A 15661-nucleotide genomic window follows, 5' to 3' on the forward strand; every position below is an offset into this window, starting at 1 on the left:
CTGGGGGTGGAGAATTTCCTGCGCCTGTTCGGCAAGATCGACGTCGGCCAGGACGGTGCGATTGCCCTGACCTACACCAGCGGGCGCATGCTGGTGCGTTATCCGTTTCGCCAGCAGGACATGGGGCGTGATTTCTCTCGTTCACCGATCTACACCCATTACCTGGTGGAGAACTCGGTGGGCACCGCATCCTTTGCGTCCAGCCTGGATGGTGTGGAGCGCTTGTATGCCTTTCGCAAGAACGAGCACTTGCCGCTGGTGACCACCGTGGCCATCGGCAAGCACGAGGCGTTGGCGTCGTGGCGGGTGGAGGCGGGGCTGACGGTGGGATTGGTGCTGGCCTTGCTGGGGGTGATCGGCACGATCGGGCGGTTGCTGATCCGTGATATCCGTCGCCGTATCGAAATGGATGCGCAGTTGCTGATTGCCAGGGAGGAGTTGCTGGCGACCAACCAGCAACTGGAGGTGCTGGCTACCCATGACCAGTTGACCGGGCTGGCCAACCGTCGGCGTTTCGATGAAGTGCTGCAAAGCGAGACGCGCCGCGCGCAGCGTGAGGGGCAGCCGCTGGCGTTGCTGTTGATCGATATCGATTATTTCAAGCGATTCAATGATCGTTATGGGCACATTGCCGGCGATGAGTGCCTGAAGGCTGTGAGTGCGCAGTTGCAGTTGTGTGTGCGTCGACCGCCCGATCTGGTGGCGCGATATGGGGGAGAAGAGTTGGCGATCGTACTGCCCAATACCGAATTGGCGGGCGCGGTGGTGGTGGCCGATTCGGTGCTGGCGCATCTGGAGGCGTTGAACGTGGCGCATGCCGACAGTCCGTTCGGGCGGGTGTCGGTGAGTATTGGTGTGGCGTGCCTGCGCGGGCAGGGCGAGCCTGCCTTGGCGCTGGTGGCGGCAGCTGACCAGGCGCTGTATGCGGCCAAGGCGGCGGGGCGCAATCGGGTGATGGTTGACGAGTAGCGACTTGGCACAACCACCAACCACCCTGGCAGCCAGCGAAACACCCCGGCCAACCCGCCCCCATACACTCTCCGGTGTTGTTCCCCAAACAAAAAAGGAGCGTTTATGACTGCCAGCACCGTATCGATGCTTGCCTCTGTCCACAGCTTTCTCAACAGGCAGCACGGCCTCTACATCAACGGCGGCTGGCGGCCGTCTTCTTGCGCCACTACCCTCACGGTCTTCAACCCGGCCACCGGCCAGGCCATCGCCAGCACCCCCGACGCCAGCCAGCACGATGTCGACCAGGCCGTGCAGTCCGCGCACCAGGCCTTCGTCAGCGGCGTGTGGTCGCGCCGCGCCCCCGCCGAACGCGAACGCATCCTGCTGCGCTATGCCGACCTGCTCGAACAGCACGCCGAAGAACTGGCGCAACTGGAAACCCTCGAGCAAGGCAAGTCGATCAACATCGCCCGCGCCTTCGAAGTGGGCAGCACGCTGAACTGGATGCGCTACACCGCCGGCCTCGCCACCAAGATCTGCGGGCGTACCCTGGAGGTGTCTATCCCGGTGCCCGAAGGCGCCCGCTACACCGCCTACACGCGCAAGGAACCGGTCGGCGTGGTGGCCGGCATCGTGCCCTGGAACTTCCCGCTGATGATCGGCATGTGGAAGGTGATGCCGGCACTGGCCGCCGGCTGCTCGATTGTCATCAAGCCCTCCGAGATCACGCCGCTGACGCTGATGCGCATGGCAGAGCTTGCCACCGAAGCCGGCATTCCCGACGGCGTGTTCAACCTGGTCACCGGCAGCGGCAGCGTGTGCGGCACCGCCCTGAGCACTCACCCGCTGATCGCGAAAATCAGCTTCACCGGCTCCACCGCCACCGGCAAGCACATCGCCCGCTCGGCCGTCGACCGCCTTACCCGCCTGTCACTGGAACTGGGCGGCAAGAACCCGGCCATTGTGCTGGCCGACGCCGACCCGCAGCAGGTGATCGAAGGCCTGATGATGGGCAGCTTCCTCAACCAGGGTCAGGTGTGCGCCGCCAGTTCGCGCATCTATGTCGAAGCACCGCTGTTCGATCGTCTGGCTGGCGATTTCGAGCAGGCCATCAAGGGCCTGAGCATCGGCCCCGGCCTGGACCCGACGGCGCAGATCAACGCGCTGGCCAGCGGCGCACACCAGCAGTCGGTGCTGGGCTACCTGGCCGATGCCCGCGAGCAGGGCGCACAGATCATCAGCGGCGCCAGCGCACCGGACGCCAACGGCTATTACGTCAGCCCGTCGTTGATCCTCAACCCCGACGACACCCTGCGCCTGACCCGCAGCGAAGTGTTCGGCCCGGTGCTGAGCCTGACCCGCGTGGCCAACGTGGAGGAGGCCCTGGCCCGCGCCAACGACAGCGACTACGGGCTGACCGCGAGCCTGTGGACCACCAGCCTCAAGGCCGCCATGGACCTGACCCCGCGCATCCAGGCCGGCACCGTGTGGGTCAACAGCCACACGCTGATCGACGCCAACATGCCGTTCGGCGGCTTCAAGCAGTCGGGCACCGGCCGTGATTTTGGCGTCGACTGGCTGGATGCCTTCAGCGAGACCAAGTCGGTGTGCATCCGCCACTGATCCGGCGTACCGCACCGCATCAGCTGTAGCGCTTGCGGTACTCGCCCGGCGATACGCCAAAGCGCTGCTTGAATGCGGTAGTGAAGTAGCTGCTGTTGGAAAAGCCCCAGGTGTAGCCCAGCGCCGAGAGCTTGACGCTGGACTGCGGGTTGCGCAGGGTTTCGGCGCAGATGTCCAGGCGCCGGTTCTTGATGTATTGCGCGATCACCAGGCCTTTCTTGGCAAACACCCGGTACAGCCCGCGCATCGACACACCGATGTCGCGGGCGATCATTTCCGGGCACAGCGCTTCGTCTGCGATATGCGCCTCGATCAGCGCCAGGCTCTTCTTGAAGATCCGTTCATGCGGGTCAGGGTTGCTGTCGCTGCCGCACAGGGCAGGGCGCATCAGGCTGATCAGAGCGTCGATGACTGCTTCGCTCTCGGCCAGGCTCACTTCATCGAGCTGCGTGGATGACAACAGCATCTGCTGGGCCAGCAGCGCCACCGGCGAGCCGGAGGGAATCTTGCGGCCGATCTCCACCGGGGTGAACTTGAGCAACTGGTCGACCCGTTCATGCGGCAGGATCAGCGAGATCTGCTGCGAGGCCGCGCCAAAGGTGAAGTCGCTGGGGCGCGCGCTGTCGATCAGCAGGATATCGCCTGGCAGCAGCACTTCGCGCGCCTCGCCCTGGGCCATGTTGGCCGTGCCGTGCAGCTGGAAGACGGCGAAGTACTTGTGCTCGCTGCTGCGCTGCACCTCGCGCGGGGTGCGCAGCAGGCGTGCATGGGCGCTGTTGACGTGGCTGAAGCGCAAGGCGCCCAGCTGGCGCGGGCGGATGTCGCCCACGAAGTCGTCGCACAGTGCGGCACCGTCGAACTCGCCGCAGGCGTGGTTGATGTCGGCCAGCCATTGCTGGAACTGATGCTGGGCAGTCGCTGCATTCATGGGTCACACCTCACACCTGGCATTGTTTTTAGGGTGCATGTGATGCGTTGTGGCGCGGGGTTAGCGCAAACCCCCGAAGCGCCGGTAGAAGTTCTCGCTGGCATCGGGCAGCGGGCCGTCGGCGGTTTCCATCGCACTGCTCAGCCATTGCTCGGCCGGGGCACAGGTCAGGCGGTACAGGTTGCGGCACAGCTGGCGTGCCGCGCGCCCTTCCCAGTCGCCCGGCAGCAACTCGTCGGGCAGGTGCGGGTCGCGCAGCAGCAGTTTACGGTATTCGTGAATCAGCAGCAGGCGCACCATGAAGCAGTCCGTCGGCTGCAGCGGGTCCTGCTCGCGCAGTGCCTGCCACACCGGGCGAAACAGCTGGATGAATTCGCTGTACTGCGCGCCCAGTTCTTCGATGCGCCAGCTTTCACGCACCTGCGCACGCAGGGCGCGGGAGGCCATCACGTCCTGGCCGGTGGTCTCGAACAGAATGGTGTCGTCCAGCGCGTCCAGGTCCAGCAGCGTGGCATTGATGTCGGTGCGGTCGGCGCGCGGGCTGGCCAGCACCACCGGCGAAATCGCACCGAAGCCTTGCCACTCCAGTTCTTCACGCACCTGCTTGCGTTTGTCGGGCGACAGTTGGGTGAGCATCGCCAGGTGCCACGAACCGTCCCACTCCGGCACCACCGAGCTGTACACGCGCTTGAAGGCTTTGTCGAAACGCCGCCGGCCGGCACCGGTCAGGCTGTAATAGCTGCGTCGGCCAACCTTTTCGGCGGTCAGCCAGCCCTCTTTGGTCAGGCGGAACATCGAGGTGCGGATCAGCCGCTCGTTGATGCCGAACGGCTCCAGCAGCTGGATCAGGCTGCCCAGCCACACCGTACCGCCGTGGGGTTCGATGGCATCACCGTAGAGGGTGACGATCAGCGAGCTGGCACGGATCGGGATCTGTTCCTGGAAGCGGGTGACGAGCTGGTTGAGAGGGGCGAGCGACGACATGGAAGATCCGCTGGGTGAAACCCCGGAATATAACTGCCGTCTGTCCTTCAAGGCCAGCATTGCCGGCGTCTCAGGCCGTTTGGTTTTTCGGGCGGTGCGTACTGTCGCTGACACGCTTGCGGTCCTGTTCGGGTTGGCTCAAGGGGCTGCACTCCACCAGTTGCTCCAGGCAGCGCCGGGTCAGCGCGTGGTACTCGGCCGTGCCGGCCTGTTTCCAGCGCACTTCGTCGTCGCTGAGGCTGCGTTTGACCACGGCCGGCGAACCCACCAGCAACGAGCGCGGCGGGCAGTCGAAGCCGGCCTTGACGAAGGCGGTGGCGGCCACGATCGAGCCGGCGCCAATGCGCGCGCCGTCCATCACCACGGCGTTCATGCCCACCAGCGCATCGGCGCCCACGCGGCAACCGTGCAGCACGGCGCCATGGCCGACATGCCCGTTGCGTTCGACCACCGTGTCGCTGGCGGGGAAACCATGCATCACGCAGGTGTCCTGCAGGTTGGCCCCCTGTTCCAGCACGATGCGCCCGAAGTCGCCGCGCAGGCTGGCCAACGGGCCGACGTAGCAGTCGGGGCCGACGATCACGTCACCGATCAGCACGGCCGTGGGGTGCACGTAGGCGCTGGGGTCGATGACCGGCGTGATGCCGTCAAGGCTGTAGCACGTCATGGTGGGCTCCTGTGAGGGGCAGAGGCTGGTGCTGTCGAATATAACGCATTGTGATTTCAATGCAATGAGTTGATGTATCGCTTTGTCTGTCGATTCTAATTGGGTTTTTTGGTGTTTTTGGCAGGCATTCAAAATAATCAGACACGGATATTCATGTGATCTGTTGATTTTGTGTATCGCATTGTGGCTATACTCTGCGGCAACCGGCCTAGAGCTAACAACAACAGCCAGCCCCGACTGGCACGTGCGGTGACTGTCATGCCTGACACCCTGATACTCGATACCCCTCACGCAGGTATCTGTCTCATAACCCTGCATCGTCCCGAGGTGCTCAACGCCCTCAATACGCGCCTGCTGGTCGAGTTGGCCGCTGTGCTGGAGGGCCTTGAGCGCGACGACAGTTGCCGCGCCGTGGTCATCACCGGCAGCCGCAAGGCGTTCGCCGCCGGCGCCGACATCAACGAAATGGCCGAGCGTGATGCGGTCGGCATCCTCAACGACCCGCGGGTTGCCTGCTGGCAACGGATCAGCCGCTTCAGCAAACCACTTGTCGCTGCCGTGAACGGTTTCGCCCTGGGCGGCGGCTGCGAACTGGCGATGCACGCCGACATCATCATTGCCAGCGTCGACGCCCGTTTCGGTCAGCCCGAAATCAACCTGGGCATCATGCCCGGCGCCGGCGGCACCCAGCGTCTGCTGCGCGCCGTGGGCAAGTCGATGGCAATGCAGATGGTGCTTACCGGCGAGCCGATCGATGCGCGCCAGGCGCAGCAGGCCGGCCTTGTCAGCGAAGTCACCCAGCCCGAATTCACCGTCGAGCGCGCCGTGCAGGTTGCCCAGGCCATTGCGCGCAAGGCCCCGCTGGCCGTGCGCCTGGCCAAGGAGTCGCTGCTCAAGGCGATGGACACCGACCTGGCCACGGGGCTGCGTTTCGAGCGTCACGCCTTCACCGTGCTGGCGGCCACCGACGACCGCCGCGAGGGCATCGCCGCCTTTCGCGAAAAACGTCAGCCGGTATTCACCGGCCGCTGACAGTTCCTTTCACCCTTGCGAGTGCTAACGGTCATGACCTTCGAACACATTCTTTTCGACATCGATGACGGCGTGGCCCTGCTGCGCCTCAATCGCCCCGATCAACTCAACAGCTTCAATGCACAGATGCATGCCGAGATGAAAGAGGCGCTCAAGCAGGTGCGCGGCAACGCGCAGGTGCGGGTGTTGCTGCTGACCGGCGAGGGGCGTGGCTTCTGCGCCGGGCAGGACCTGTCCGACCGCAACGTGGCGCCCGGTGCGCAGATGCCCGACCTGGGCGAGTCGATTGAAAAATTCTACAACCCGCTGATCAAGGCCCTGCGCGACCTGCCGCTGCCGGTAATCTGTGCGGTCAACGGCGTGGCCGCAGGCGCGGGCGCCAACATTCCGCTGGCCTGTGACCTGGTGCTGGCGGCACGTTCGGCCAGCTTCATCCAGGCCTTCTGCAAGCTGGGCCTGGTGCCAGATTCAGGCGGCACCTGGTTCCTGCCGCGCCTGGTCGGCGTGGCGCGGGCCAGGGCGCTGGCCTTGCTGGGCAACAAGCTGTCGGCCGAGCAGGCTGAACAGTGGGGGCTGATCTACCGCTGCGTCGACGACGCTGCATTGCGTGACGAAGCCCTGGCCCTGGCACGCCACCTGGCCACCCAGCCGACCTCGGGGCTGGCCCTGATCAAGCGCGGGCTCAATGCGAGCCTGGACAACAGCCTTGACCAGCAACTGGAGCTTGAGCGCGACCTGCAGCGCCTGGCCGGGCGCAGCGAGGATTACCGTGAAGGCGTGGCGGCCTTCATGGCCAAGCGCGCCCCCGTGTTCAAGGGGTGCTGAGCATGACTGCACTGGACACAACTACCGTCGTGGCAGTGATTGGTGCCGGCGCAATGGGCGCCGGTATCGCCCAGGTGGCAGCGCAGGCCGGGCACCCGGTGCTGCTGCACGACATGCGCCCTGGCGCTGCGCAGGCGGCTATCGAAGGGTTGGGCGTGCAACTGGGCAAGCGGGTGGGCCAGGGCAAGCTGAGCGCGCAGCAGCGTGATGCCACGCTGGCCCGTCTGCACGCGGTGCAGGCGTTGGAAGAACTGGCGGACGCAGGCCTGGTGATCGAAGCCATCGTCGAGAACCTGCACGCCAAGCGCGAGCTGTTTGCGCGGCTGGAGGCGATCTGCCCGGCTGGCTGCGTGCTGGCCAGCAACACCTCGTCGCTGTCGATCACCCGTATCGCCGCCGGCCTGGCGCGCCCCGAACGTTTCCTGGGTGTGCACTTCTTCAACCCTGCGCCGGTGATGGCGCTGGTCGAGATCGTCTCGGGCCTGGCCACCGCGCCTGAGGTGGCGGCCAGCCTGCATGCCACGGCCAGGGCCTGGGGCAAGGCACCGGTGCATGCCAGCTCGACGCCCGGGTTTATCGTCAATCGCGTGGCCCGCCCGTTCTATGCCGAAAGCCTGCGGCTGCTGCAGGAAGGCGCGGCCGACTGCGCGACCCTGGATGCACTGATGCGTGATGCCGGTGGCTTTCGCATGGGTGCTTTCGAGCTGACCGACCTGATCGGGCACGACGTCAATTACGCGGTGACCTGTTCGGTATTCGAGGCCTACTACGGCGACATGCGCTTTCAGCCGTCGCTGATCCAGGCGGCGCTGGTGGATGCCGGCCGGTTGGGGCGCAAGGCCGGGCAGGGGTTCTATGACTATGGCCCTGCGGCGGCACGCCCGGTGGTGAGTGAATTGCGCAGTGGTGTGCGCGTCGATGAATGCGTGGTCGAGGGCGACCTGGGTATTGCGCAGAGCCTGCTGGCGCGCATCGAGGCGCAGGGCGTCAAGGTTTCCCGGGCCCCATCGCGGGTCAAGCCCGCTCCCACAGCAATGCCGGGCAGCGCAGATCTTTTTGGGCGCGGTGTCATTCGCGTGGGCGATGCCGTGCTGGCCCTCAGCGACGGCCGCCTGGCCAGTCAGCGCGCCCGCGACGAAGGCCTGCACAACCTGGTGCTGTTCGACCTGGCACTGGACTACGCCACGGCCAGCCGCATTGCCATCAGTTGGTCGGCCGACACCACTACAGCCGCCCGCGACCAGGCCGTAGCGTTGCTGCAGGCTGCTGGCCTGGTGGTCAGTCCGCTGGCCGACCTGCCAGGGCTGTTGGTGCTGCGCACCGTCGCCATGCTCGCCAACGAGGCGGCCGATGCCGTGCTCAATGGTGTGGCCAGCGCCGCAGACGTGGACCTGGCCATGCGCAAGGGCGTGAACTACCCGCAGGGCCCGCTGGCCTGGGCCGACGCCATCGGCCTGCCCGGCGTGCTCGCGGTACTCGACAACCTGCAGGCCAGCTACGGTGAAAGCCGCTACCGGCCTTCATTGCTGATACGGCGCGCGGTTGCCGAAGGGGGTGCCTTGCATGACTGACCTTCACGCGATGAGCCTGGCCAGCCAGTGCGCCCACGCCATGTTCGGCCGCGACCGCGCCAGCCTTGCGCTGGGCATGCAGTTGCTGGCGGTGGCGCCGGGCAAGGCCGAGGTGAGCATGCCGGTGCGCGCCGACATGATCCAGGGCCATGGCAGCTGTCATGGCGGCTACCTCTTCACCCTGGCCGATTCGGCCTTTGCGGTGGCCTGCAATACCTACAACCAGGTCACCATCGGCCTTGGCTGCAGCATCGACTACATCGCGCCGGCATTCGAAGGCGACACGCTCACTGCGTGTTGCCTGGAGCAGAGCCGCGGCGGGCGCACCGGCAACTACGACGTGCGCGTCGAGAACCAGAACGGACAGCTGATCGCGCTGTTCCATGGCAAATCCTACAAGGTGCAAGGCACAGTGCTTGCCCAGGAGACCTCACATGACTGATGCCCTGATCATCGATGCCGTACGCACGCCCATCGGGCGCTACGCCGGTGCCCTCAGCAGCGTACGCGCCGACGACCTGGGTGCGGTGCCGCTGCGCGAACTGATGGCGCGCTACCCGCAGGTGGACTGGTCGCAGGTGGACGATGTGCTGTACGGCTGCGCCAACCAGGCCGGCGAAGACAATCGCAATGTGGCGCGCATGTCGGCGCTGCTGGCCGGCCTGCCGATCGAGGTGCCGGGCACCACGGTCAACCGCCTGTGCGGCTCGGGCATGGACGCCATCGGCCTGGGCGCGCGGTCCATCCGCAGCGGCGAAGCCGGGCTGCTGCTGGTGGGCGGGGTCGAGTCGATGTCGCGTGCACCGCTGGTGATGGGCAAGGCCGAGCAGGCCTTTGCGCGCCAGGCGCAGCTGTACGACACCACCATTGGCTGGCGCTTCGTCAACGCGGCGATGGAAAAGGCGTATGGTATCGATTCGATGCCCGAAACCGCCGAAAACGTCGCAGAACAGTTCGGTGTTTCGCGCGCCGACCAGGACGCCTTCGCCGTGCGCAGCCAGCAGCGTGCAGCGGCGGCGCAGGCCAGTGGGCGCCTGGCGCGGGAGATCGTGCCGGTGTCGATTGCCCAGCGCAAGGGCGAGCCCAGGCGGGTCGAGCACGACGAACACCCGCGTGGCGACACCACGCTGGAGATGTTGCAGCGCTTGCCCACGCCGTTTCGCCAGGGTGGCAGCATCACGGCGGGCAATGCCTCGGGGGTCAACGATGGTGCCTGTGCGCTGTTGCTGGCCAGCCCCGCGCAGGCGGCCCGCTTCGGGCTCAAGGCGCGGGGGCGGGTGGTGGCGATGGCGACTGCCGGGGTCGAACCGCGCATCATGGGCATCGGCCCGGTACCGGCCACGCGCAAGGTGCTGGAGCGGGCCAACCTGAGCCTGGCCGACATGGACGTCATAGAACTGAACGAGGCCTTTGCCGCGCAAGGCCTGGCCGTGCTGCGCGAACTGGGCCTGGCCGACGACGACCCGCGGGTCAACCCCAATGGCGGCGCCATCGCCCTGGGGCACCCGCTGGGCATGAGCGGTGCGCGGTTGGTGACCACGGCGCTGACGGAGCTGGAACTGCGCGGTGGGCGGTACGCGTTATGCACCATGTGCATTGGCGTGGGGCAGGGCATCGCGATGATCATCGAGCGAGCCTGAGCCGTTGACACTGCGGGAGTCGTGCAACTCCCACACTCGGGCCCATCCGGGGCTGAACCATAAAAAGAATCAGAGTGAACACATGAACATGGCCGCCTTGAACACTGCTGTACTCGACCCGCTGGAGACCGCCAGCATCGATGAACTGCGCCAGCACCAGCTTGACCGGCTGCGCTGGAGCCTGGCCCACGCCTACCAGAACGTGCCGCTGTACCGTCAGCGTTTCGACCAGTTGGGCGTGCACCCTGATGAGGTGCGCTCGCTGGACGACCTGGCGAAGTTCCCCTTCACCACCAAGTCCGACCTGCGCGACAACTACCCCTACGGCATGTTTGCCGTGCCGATGCACGACGTGGTGCGCGTGCATGCCTCCAGCGGTACGACTGGCAAGCCGACGGTGGTGGGCTACACGCAAAACGACATCGACACCTGGGCCAATGTGGTGGCGCGCTCGATTCGCGCCGCGGGCGGGCGCAAGGGCGACAAGGTGCATGTGTCGTACGGGTACGGCCTGTTCACCGGTGGCCTGGGCGCGCATTACGGTGCCGAACGCCTGGGCTGCACGGTGATCCCGATGTCGGGCGGGCAGACCGAGAAGCAGGTGCAACTGATCAATGATTTCCAGCCGGACATCATCATGGTCACGCCCTCGTACATGCTCAACCTGGCCGACGAGATCGAGCGCCAGGGGCTGGACCCGCACAAGCTGGCGCTGCGCCTGGGCATCTTTGGCGCCGAGCCGTGGACCGACGAGCTGCGTCGCTCCATCGAGCAGCGCATGGGCATCACCGCGCTGGATATCTACGGGCTGTCGGAAATCATGGGCCCGGGCGTGGCCATGGAATGCGCCGAGACCAAGGACGGGCCGACGATCTGGGAGGACCACTTCTACCCCGAGATCATCGACCCGGTGACCGGTGCGGTGCTGCCCGACGGGCAGATGGGCGAGCTGGTGTTCACCTCGCTGAGCAAGGAGGCGTTGCCGATGATCCGCTATCGCACCCGCGACCTGACGCGGCTGTTGCCAGGCACGGCGCGGCCGATGCGGCGCATCGACAAGATCACCGGGCGCAGTGACGACATGCTGATCGTACGGGGCGTCAACGTGTTCCCGACGCAGATCGAAGAGCAGGTGCTTAAAATAAAACAGTTTTCAGAGTGTTATGAGATCTATCTGTATCGCGATGGAAATCTCGATACGGTGGATGTGCACGTCGAACTGCGCCCCGATTGCCAGCATTACGACGAGGCCCAGCGCAAGCTGCTGACCGCCGAGCTGGGCAAGCAGATCAAGACCTACATCGGCATCAGCACGCGCATCGTGCTGATGCCGGTGGGGGCGCTCAAGCGTTCGGAGGGCAAGGCGTGTCATGTGTATGACAGGCGCCTGGCGGGCTGATAGCTGATGGCTGCACAAGCCCCGACCTGGTCGGGGCTTTTTTTTGCGCCCTTCGCTGGCAAGCCAGCTCCCACAAGGATCTAAGTGCGCTGCAGAACCCTGTGGGAGCTGGCTTGCCAGCGAAGGGGTCGGCAAAAGCGATACAAAAAATATTAGATACACGAAAAAGCTGTTTGATATTGGATTGTGTATCGCTTATAAATACTCCCATGCCCAACCAGCCTTGAGGCGGGAGCCCGAACATGTACGCACAGCTTGTCGAAACCGGCGTCAAACGCATCCAGTCCCTGGACGAGATGTCACCCCAGGAACGTGCCTTCCAGGAAAAGATCGACGCCGAGATCAAGATCGAAGCCAAGAACTGGATGCCCGACGCCTACCGCCAGACCCTCATCCGCCAGATATCCCAGCATGCCCACTCCGAAATCGTCGGCATGCTGCCCGAGGGCAACTGGGTCACCCGTGCCCCCACCCTCAAGCGCAAGCTGCAACTGATGGCCAAGATCCAGGACGAAGCCGGCCACGGCCTGTACCTGTACAGCGCCATGGAAACCCTGGGCGCCGACCGCGACGAAGAGATCGCCAAGCTGCACAGCGGCAAGGCCAAGTACTCCAGCATCTTCAATTACCCGACCCTGAACTGGGCCGACATGGGCGCGGTGGGCTGGCTGGTGGATGGCGCCGCCATCGTCAACCAGGTGGTGCTGCAGCGCACCTCGTACGGCCCGTACGCGCGGGCCATGGTGCGCATCTGCAAGGAGGAGAGCTTCCACCAGCGCCAGGGCTACGAGCTGCTGCTGACCATGATGCGCCAGGGCACCCAGGCCCAGAAGGACATGGTGCAGGACGCGATCAACCGCCTGTGGTGGCCGGCGCTGATGATGTTCGGCCCCAGCGACGACAACTCGCCCAACAGCGCCCAGTCCATGGCCTGGAAGATCAAGCGCCAGAGCAACGACGAACTGCGCCAGCGCTTCGTCGACCAGACCCTCCCGCAGCTCGAACTGCTGGGCTGCACCGCCCCCGATCCGGACCTGAAATGGAACGCCGAGCGCGGCCATTACGACTTCGGCCAGATCCAGTGGCAGGAATTCTTCGAGGTGCTCAAGGGCAATGGCCCGTGCAACCAGGAACGTCTGGCCACCCGCCGCAACGCCATCGAAAGCGGCGCCTGGGTGCGTGAAGCCGCGGTCGCCTACGCCCGCAAACAACAGAACAAGAACGCCGCCTGAAGCGGCGACTGATGGGAGATACCACGATGTCTGTCTGGACCCTCTACGAAGTGTTCGTGCGCAGCAAGCACGGCCTCAACCACAAGCATGTGGGCAGTGTGCATGCGGCCGACGCGGCCATGGCCATCGAGAACGCCCGCGAGCTCTACACCCGTCGCAGCGAAGGCGTGAGCCTGTGGGTGGTGCCCTCGGCGCTGATCGTGGCCTCGTCGCCGGATGAAAAAGACCCGCTGTTCGACCCGGCCGACGACAAGGTCTACCGGCACGCCAGCTTCTATGAACTGCCCGACGAAGTCGGGCACATGTGAGGCCGACCATGACCACGCGAACCGATCTGATCGACTACCTGTTGCTGCTCGGCGACAGTGCCCTGATCCAGGGCCAGCGCCTGTGCGAATGGTGCGGCAAGGCGCCTGCCATCGAAGAAGAGCTGGCACTGATGAACGTGGGCCTGGACCTGGTGGGCCAGGCGCGCAACTGGCTGGACTACGCCGCCGAGCTGCTGGGCGACGGGCGCGATGCCGATGACCTGGCGTTCCGCCGTGACGAGCGCGCCTACCGCAACCTGCTGCTGGTCGAGCAACCCAACGGCGATTTTGCCGTGACCATGGCCAAGCAGTTCCTCTTCGATGCCTGGCACCTGCAGGTGCTGCAGGGCCTGTGCGAGTCGAGCGACGAGCGTATCGCCGGCATCGCCGCCAAGGCCCTCAAGGAAGTCACCTACCACCTGCGCCGCTCCAGCGAATGGGTGCAGCGCCTGGGCGGGGGTACCGACGAAAGCCGCCGGCGCATGCTGGCAGCGATCCCCCTGGTGTGGCGTTTCACGGTTGAGCTGGCCACGGGCAGCGATGCCGAAACAGCCCTGGCCGCGGCGGGCATCGCCGCCAACCCGGCGCAGGTCGGCGCGGCATGGCTGCAACAGGTCGAGGCCACGTTCGCGTCGGTCGAACTGCCGCTGCCACCGGTGGCCAACTACTTCTACCTCAGCGGGCGTACCGGCGTGCACACCGAGCACCTGGGCATCCTGCTGGCCGAAATGCAGTGCCTGCCACGGGCCTACCCCGATGCAACCTGGTGAGCTGATCGCCAGCGATCACGGTGCGCGGGCGCTGCGCACGGGTGACCTGAACCACGCCTGGACGGTGCTGGAACAGGTCATGGACCCGGAGGTGCCGGTGGTCAGCGTGGTCGACCTGGGCATTGTGCGTGACCTGTGCTGGCAGGCCGGGCACCTGCACCTTGTGGTCACGCCGACCTATTCGGGCTGCCCGGCCACCGAGGTGATCGAGGGCGATATTCGCCAGGCGCTGGAGCAGGCCGGGTTCGCCGCGCCGTGCCTGGAGCGCCGGCTGACCCCGGCCTGGAACACCGACTGGATCACCGCGCAGGGGCGCGAACGCTTGCGTGCCTACGGCATCGCGCCGCCGGTGGGCAGTAGCAGCAAACGCAGCCTCTTGGGCGAGGGCCCGCAGGTGGCGTGCCCGGTGTGCGGCAGCCACCACACCGAGCTGCTCAGCCAGTTCGGCTCCACGGCTTGCAAGGCGCTGTATCGCTGCCGCGAGTGCCTGGAACCTTTCGACTATTTCAAATGCATCTGAGCGCCCAGGCGCCGTGCAGCGGGAGAACAGCATGAGTCAATTTCACCGCCTGACCATCAAGGATGTGCGCGCCGAGACCCGCGATGCGGTGTCCATCGCCTTCGATGTGCCCGAAGCGTTGCAGCAGGATTTTCGCTTCACCCAGGGCCAGTACCTGGTGATGCGCACGCAACTGGACGACGAGGAAGTACGCCGTTCGTATTCGATCTGCAGTGGTGTGGAAGATGGCGAGCTGCGCGTGGCGATCAAGCGTGTCGCCGGCGGTCGCTTCTCGGCGTTTGCCAACGAGGTGCTCAAGGTGGGGCACACCCTGGAGGTGATGCCACCATCGGGCAGCTTCCACGTACCGCTCGACCCGACCCGCCACGGCCACTACCTGGCAGTGGCGGCAGGCAGCGGCATCACGCCGATCCTGTCGATCATCAAGACCACCCTGGAGCGTGAGCCCAACAGCCGTTTCACCTTGCTCTACGGCAACCGCTCAAGCTCCGGCGCGCTGTTTCGCGACAAGCTCGAAGACCTCAAGAACCGCTACCTGCAACGCCTGAACCTGATCTTCGTGTTCAGCCGCGAACAGCAGGATGTGGACCTGTACAACGGGCGCATCGACGCCGACAAGTGCGGCCAGCTGTTCTCGCGCTGGGTGGATGTACGCGGGCTGCAGGCCGCGTTCATCTGCGGCCCGCAGGCCATGACCGAAACCGTGCGCGACAGCCTCAAGGCCAACGGCATGGCAGGGGAAAAGATCCACTTCGAGCTGTTCGCGGCGGCGGGCAACGAGGGCAGGCGCGAGGCCCGCGAGGCGGCGCGTCAGCTGGATGCAGCGGTGAGCCAGATCACGGTGATCAGTGACGGCCGGGCGCTGGCGTTCGACTTGCCGCGCAACACCGTCAGCGTGCTGGACGCCGGCAATGCGATCGGCGCCGAACTGCCGTACTCGTGCAAGGCGGGCGTGTGCTCGACGTGCAAGTGCAAGGTGATCGAAGGGGAGGTGGAGATGGACAGCAACCACGCCCTGGAGGATTACGAGGTGGCGGCGGGGTATGTGCTGTCGTGCCAGACGTACCCGGTCAGCGACAGGGTGGTGCTGGACTTCGATCAGATCTGATATTGCGGCGACCCCTTCGCTGGCAAGCCAGCTCCCACAGGGATCTGTGGTGTTCACAAGACCCTGTGGGAGCTGGCTTGCCAGCGAAGAGGCCCGCCAGAAC

General features: G+C 65.4%; 16 protein-coding genes. 13 read left to right on the forward strand and 3 right to left on the reverse strand.

The genetic code is table 11. The features are described 5' to 3' along the window. Both KUO17_RS23060 and KUO17_RS23065 read left to right on the forward strand, forming a co-directional pair. Positions 1-969, forward strand: a 969-nt coding sequence (locus KUO17_RS23060) for a GGDEF domain-containing protein (RefSeq protein WP_217977895.1), incomplete at its 5' end; no start/stop codon positions are given. A gap of 105 nt (positions 970-1074) precedes the next feature. Then, complete coding sequence (locus KUO17_RS23065) at positions 1075-2574, forward strand: aldehyde dehydrogenase family protein (protein WP_217977896.1); 1500 nt, start codon at positions 1075-1077, stop codon at positions 2572-2574. A 19-nt stretch (positions 2575-2593) separates the two neighbouring features. On the opposite strand, the gene feaR is transcribed toward KUO17_RS23065, so the two are convergent. From feaR to paaY, 3 genes are all read right to left on the reverse strand, one after another. Continuing rightward, the gene (feaR, locus tag KUO17_RS23070; RefSeq protein WP_163947145.1) at positions 2594-3502 is read right to left on the reverse strand and encodes a transcriptional regulator FeaR; all 909 of its coding nucleotides are present in this window, start codon (positions 3500-3502) and stop codon (positions 2594-2596) included. Positions 3503-3562: 60 nt separating this feature from the next. Continuing rightward, complete coding sequence (gene paaX, locus KUO17_RS23075; protein WP_217977897.1) at positions 3563-4486, reverse strand: phenylacetic acid degradation operon negative regulatory protein PaaX; 924 nt, start codon at positions 4484-4486, stop codon at positions 3563-3565. 70 nt (positions 4487-4556) lie between these two features. Then, on the reverse strand, positions 4557-5153 hold the full coding sequence (gene paaY, locus KUO17_RS23080; RefSeq protein WP_217977898.1) for a phenylacetic acid degradation protein PaaY: 597 nt from the start codon (positions 5151-5153) through the stop codon (positions 4557-4559). A gap of 258 nt (positions 5154-5411) precedes the next feature. Between paaY and paaF the strand changes: the two genes are divergently transcribed. The 11 genes from paaF to paaE all read left to right on the forward strand — a co-directional run bounded on the left by paaF (position 5412) and on the right by paaE (position 15558). Continuing rightward, positions 5412-6185: a 2,3-dehydroadipyl-CoA hydratase PaaF gene (gene paaF, locus KUO17_RS23085; protein ID WP_217977899.1), complete on the forward strand. Its 774-nt coding sequence runs from the start codon at positions 5412-5414 to the stop codon at positions 6183-6185. Positions 6186-6218: 33 nt separating this feature from the next. Next, the gene (gene paaG / locus KUO17_RS23090) at positions 6219-7010 is read left to right on the forward strand and encodes a 2-(1,2-epoxy-1,2-dihydrophenyl)acetyl-CoA isomerase PaaG (protein ID WP_217977900.1); all 792 of its coding nucleotides are present in this window, start codon (positions 6219-6221) and stop codon (positions 7008-7010) included. Positions 7011-7012: 2 nt separating this feature from the next. Further along, complete coding sequence (gene paaH, locus KUO17_RS23095; RefSeq protein ID WP_217977901.1) at positions 7013-8581, forward strand: 3-hydroxyacyl-CoA dehydrogenase PaaH; 1569 nt, start codon at positions 7013-7015, stop codon at positions 8579-8581. Beyond that, positions 8574-9023, forward strand: coding sequence for a hydroxyphenylacetyl-CoA thioesterase PaaI (paaI, locus tag KUO17_RS23100; protein ID WP_217977902.1), 450 nt, complete (start codon positions 8574-8576; stop codon positions 9021-9023). The genes paaH and paaI overlap by 8 nt, the downstream gene beginning before the upstream one ends. Beyond that, positions 9016-10221 carry a 3-oxoadipyl-CoA thiolase gene (gene pcaF / locus KUO17_RS23105; RefSeq protein WP_217977903.1) on the forward strand — a complete coding sequence of 402 codons (1206 nt, stop codon included), beginning with the start codon at positions 9016-9018 and terminating at the stop codon, positions 10219-10221. The genes paaI and pcaF overlap by 8 nt, the downstream gene beginning before the upstream one ends. An 82-nt stretch (positions 10222-10303) precedes the next feature. Continuing rightward, positions 10304-11620 (forward strand): phenylacetate--CoA ligase PaaK, encoded by a 1317-nt coding sequence (gene paaK, locus KUO17_RS23110; protein ID WP_217977904.1) that lies wholly within the window; start codon positions 10304-10306, stop codon positions 11618-11620. A 242-nt stretch (positions 11621-11862) separates the two neighbouring features. Continuing rightward, complete coding sequence (paaA, locus tag KUO17_RS23115) at positions 11863-12852, forward strand: 1,2-phenylacetyl-CoA epoxidase subunit PaaA (protein WP_217977905.1); 990 nt, start codon at positions 11863-11865, stop codon at positions 12850-12852. Positions 12853-12878: 26 nt separating this feature from the next. After that, a complete protein-coding gene (paaB, locus tag KUO17_RS23120) occupies positions 12879-13160 on the forward strand; it encodes a 1,2-phenylacetyl-CoA epoxidase subunit PaaB (RefSeq protein WP_217977906.1) in 282 nt (93 codons plus the stop codon). Positions 13161-13168: 8 nt separating this feature from the next. Further along, positions 13169-13930, forward strand: coding sequence for a 1,2-phenylacetyl-CoA epoxidase subunit PaaC (paaC, locus tag KUO17_RS23125; protein WP_217977907.1), 762 nt, complete (start codon positions 13169-13171; stop codon positions 13928-13930). Continuing rightward, positions 13917-14450, forward strand: coding sequence for a 1,2-phenylacetyl-CoA epoxidase subunit PaaD (paaD, locus tag KUO17_RS23130; protein WP_217977908.1), 534 nt, complete (start codon positions 13917-13919; stop codon positions 14448-14450). The genes paaC and paaD overlap by 14 nt, the downstream gene beginning before the upstream one ends. A 31-nt stretch (positions 14451-14481) precedes the next feature. Beyond that, positions 14482-15558 carry a 1,2-phenylacetyl-CoA epoxidase subunit PaaE gene (gene paaE / locus KUO17_RS23135; RefSeq protein WP_217977909.1) on the forward strand — a complete coding sequence of 359 codons (1077 nt, stop codon included), beginning with the start codon at positions 14482-14484 and terminating at the stop codon, positions 15556-15558. The last annotated feature ends 103 nt before the right edge of the window (positions 15559-15661 follow it).

The sequence above is a fragment of the Pseudomonas aegrilactucae genome, from assembly GCF_019168305.1.
Classification (GTDB): domain Bacteria; phylum Pseudomonadota; class Gammaproteobacteria; order Pseudomonadales; family Pseudomonadaceae; genus Aquipseudomonas; species Aquipseudomonas aegrilactucae.

Bases quoted from the DNA above. Each gene is read 5' to 3' on its own strand.
- KUO17_RS23065 (WP_217977896.1), top strand. From the start codon at position 1,075: ATGACTGCCAGCACCGTATCGATGCTTGCCTCTGTCCACAGCTTTCTC.
- feaR (WP_163947145.1), bottom strand. From the start codon at position 3,502: ATGAATGCAGCGACTGCCCAGCATCAGTTCCAGCAATGGCTGGCCGAC.
- paaX (WP_217977897.1), bottom strand. From the start codon at position 4,486: ATGTCGTCGCTCGCCCCTCTCAACCAGCTCGTCACCCGCTTCCAGGAA.
- paaY (WP_217977898.1), bottom strand. From the start codon at position 5,153: ATGACGTGCTACAGCCTTGACGGCATCACGCCGGTCATCGACCCCAGC.
- paaF (WP_217977899.1), top strand. From the start codon at position 5,412: ATGCCTGACACCCTGATACTCGATACCCCTCACGCAGGTATCTGTCTC.
- paaG (WP_217977900.1), top strand. From the start codon at position 6,219: ATGACCTTCGAACACATTCTTTTCGACATCGATGACGGCGTGGCCCTG.
- paaH (WP_217977901.1), top strand. From the start codon at position 7,013: ATGACTGCACTGGACACAACTACCGTCGTGGCAGTGATTGGTGCCGGC.
- paaI (WP_217977902.1), top strand. From the start codon at position 8,574: ATGACTGACCTTCACGCGATGAGCCTGGCCAGCCAGTGCGCCCACGCC.
- pcaF (WP_217977903.1), top strand. From the start codon at position 9,016: ATGACTGATGCCCTGATCATCGATGCCGTACGCACGCCCATCGGGCGC.
- paaK (WP_217977904.1), top strand. From the start codon at position 10,304: ATGAACATGGCCGCCTTGAACACTGCTGTACTCGACCCGCTGGAGACC.
- paaA (WP_217977905.1), top strand. From the start codon at position 11,863: ATGTACGCACAGCTTGTCGAAACCGGCGTCAAACGCATCCAGTCCCTG.
- paaB (WP_217977906.1), top strand. From the start codon at position 12,879: ATGTCTGTCTGGACCCTCTACGAAGTGTTCGTGCGCAGCAAGCACGGC.
- paaC (WP_217977907.1), top strand. From the start codon at position 13,169: ATGACCACGCGAACCGATCTGATCGACTACCTGTTGCTGCTCGGCGAC.
- paaD (WP_217977908.1), top strand. From the start codon at position 13,917: ATGCAACCTGGTGAGCTGATCGCCAGCGATCACGGTGCGCGGGCGCTG.
- paaE (WP_217977909.1), top strand. From the start codon at position 14,482: ATGAGTCAATTTCACCGCCTGACCATCAAGGATGTGCGCGCCGAGACC.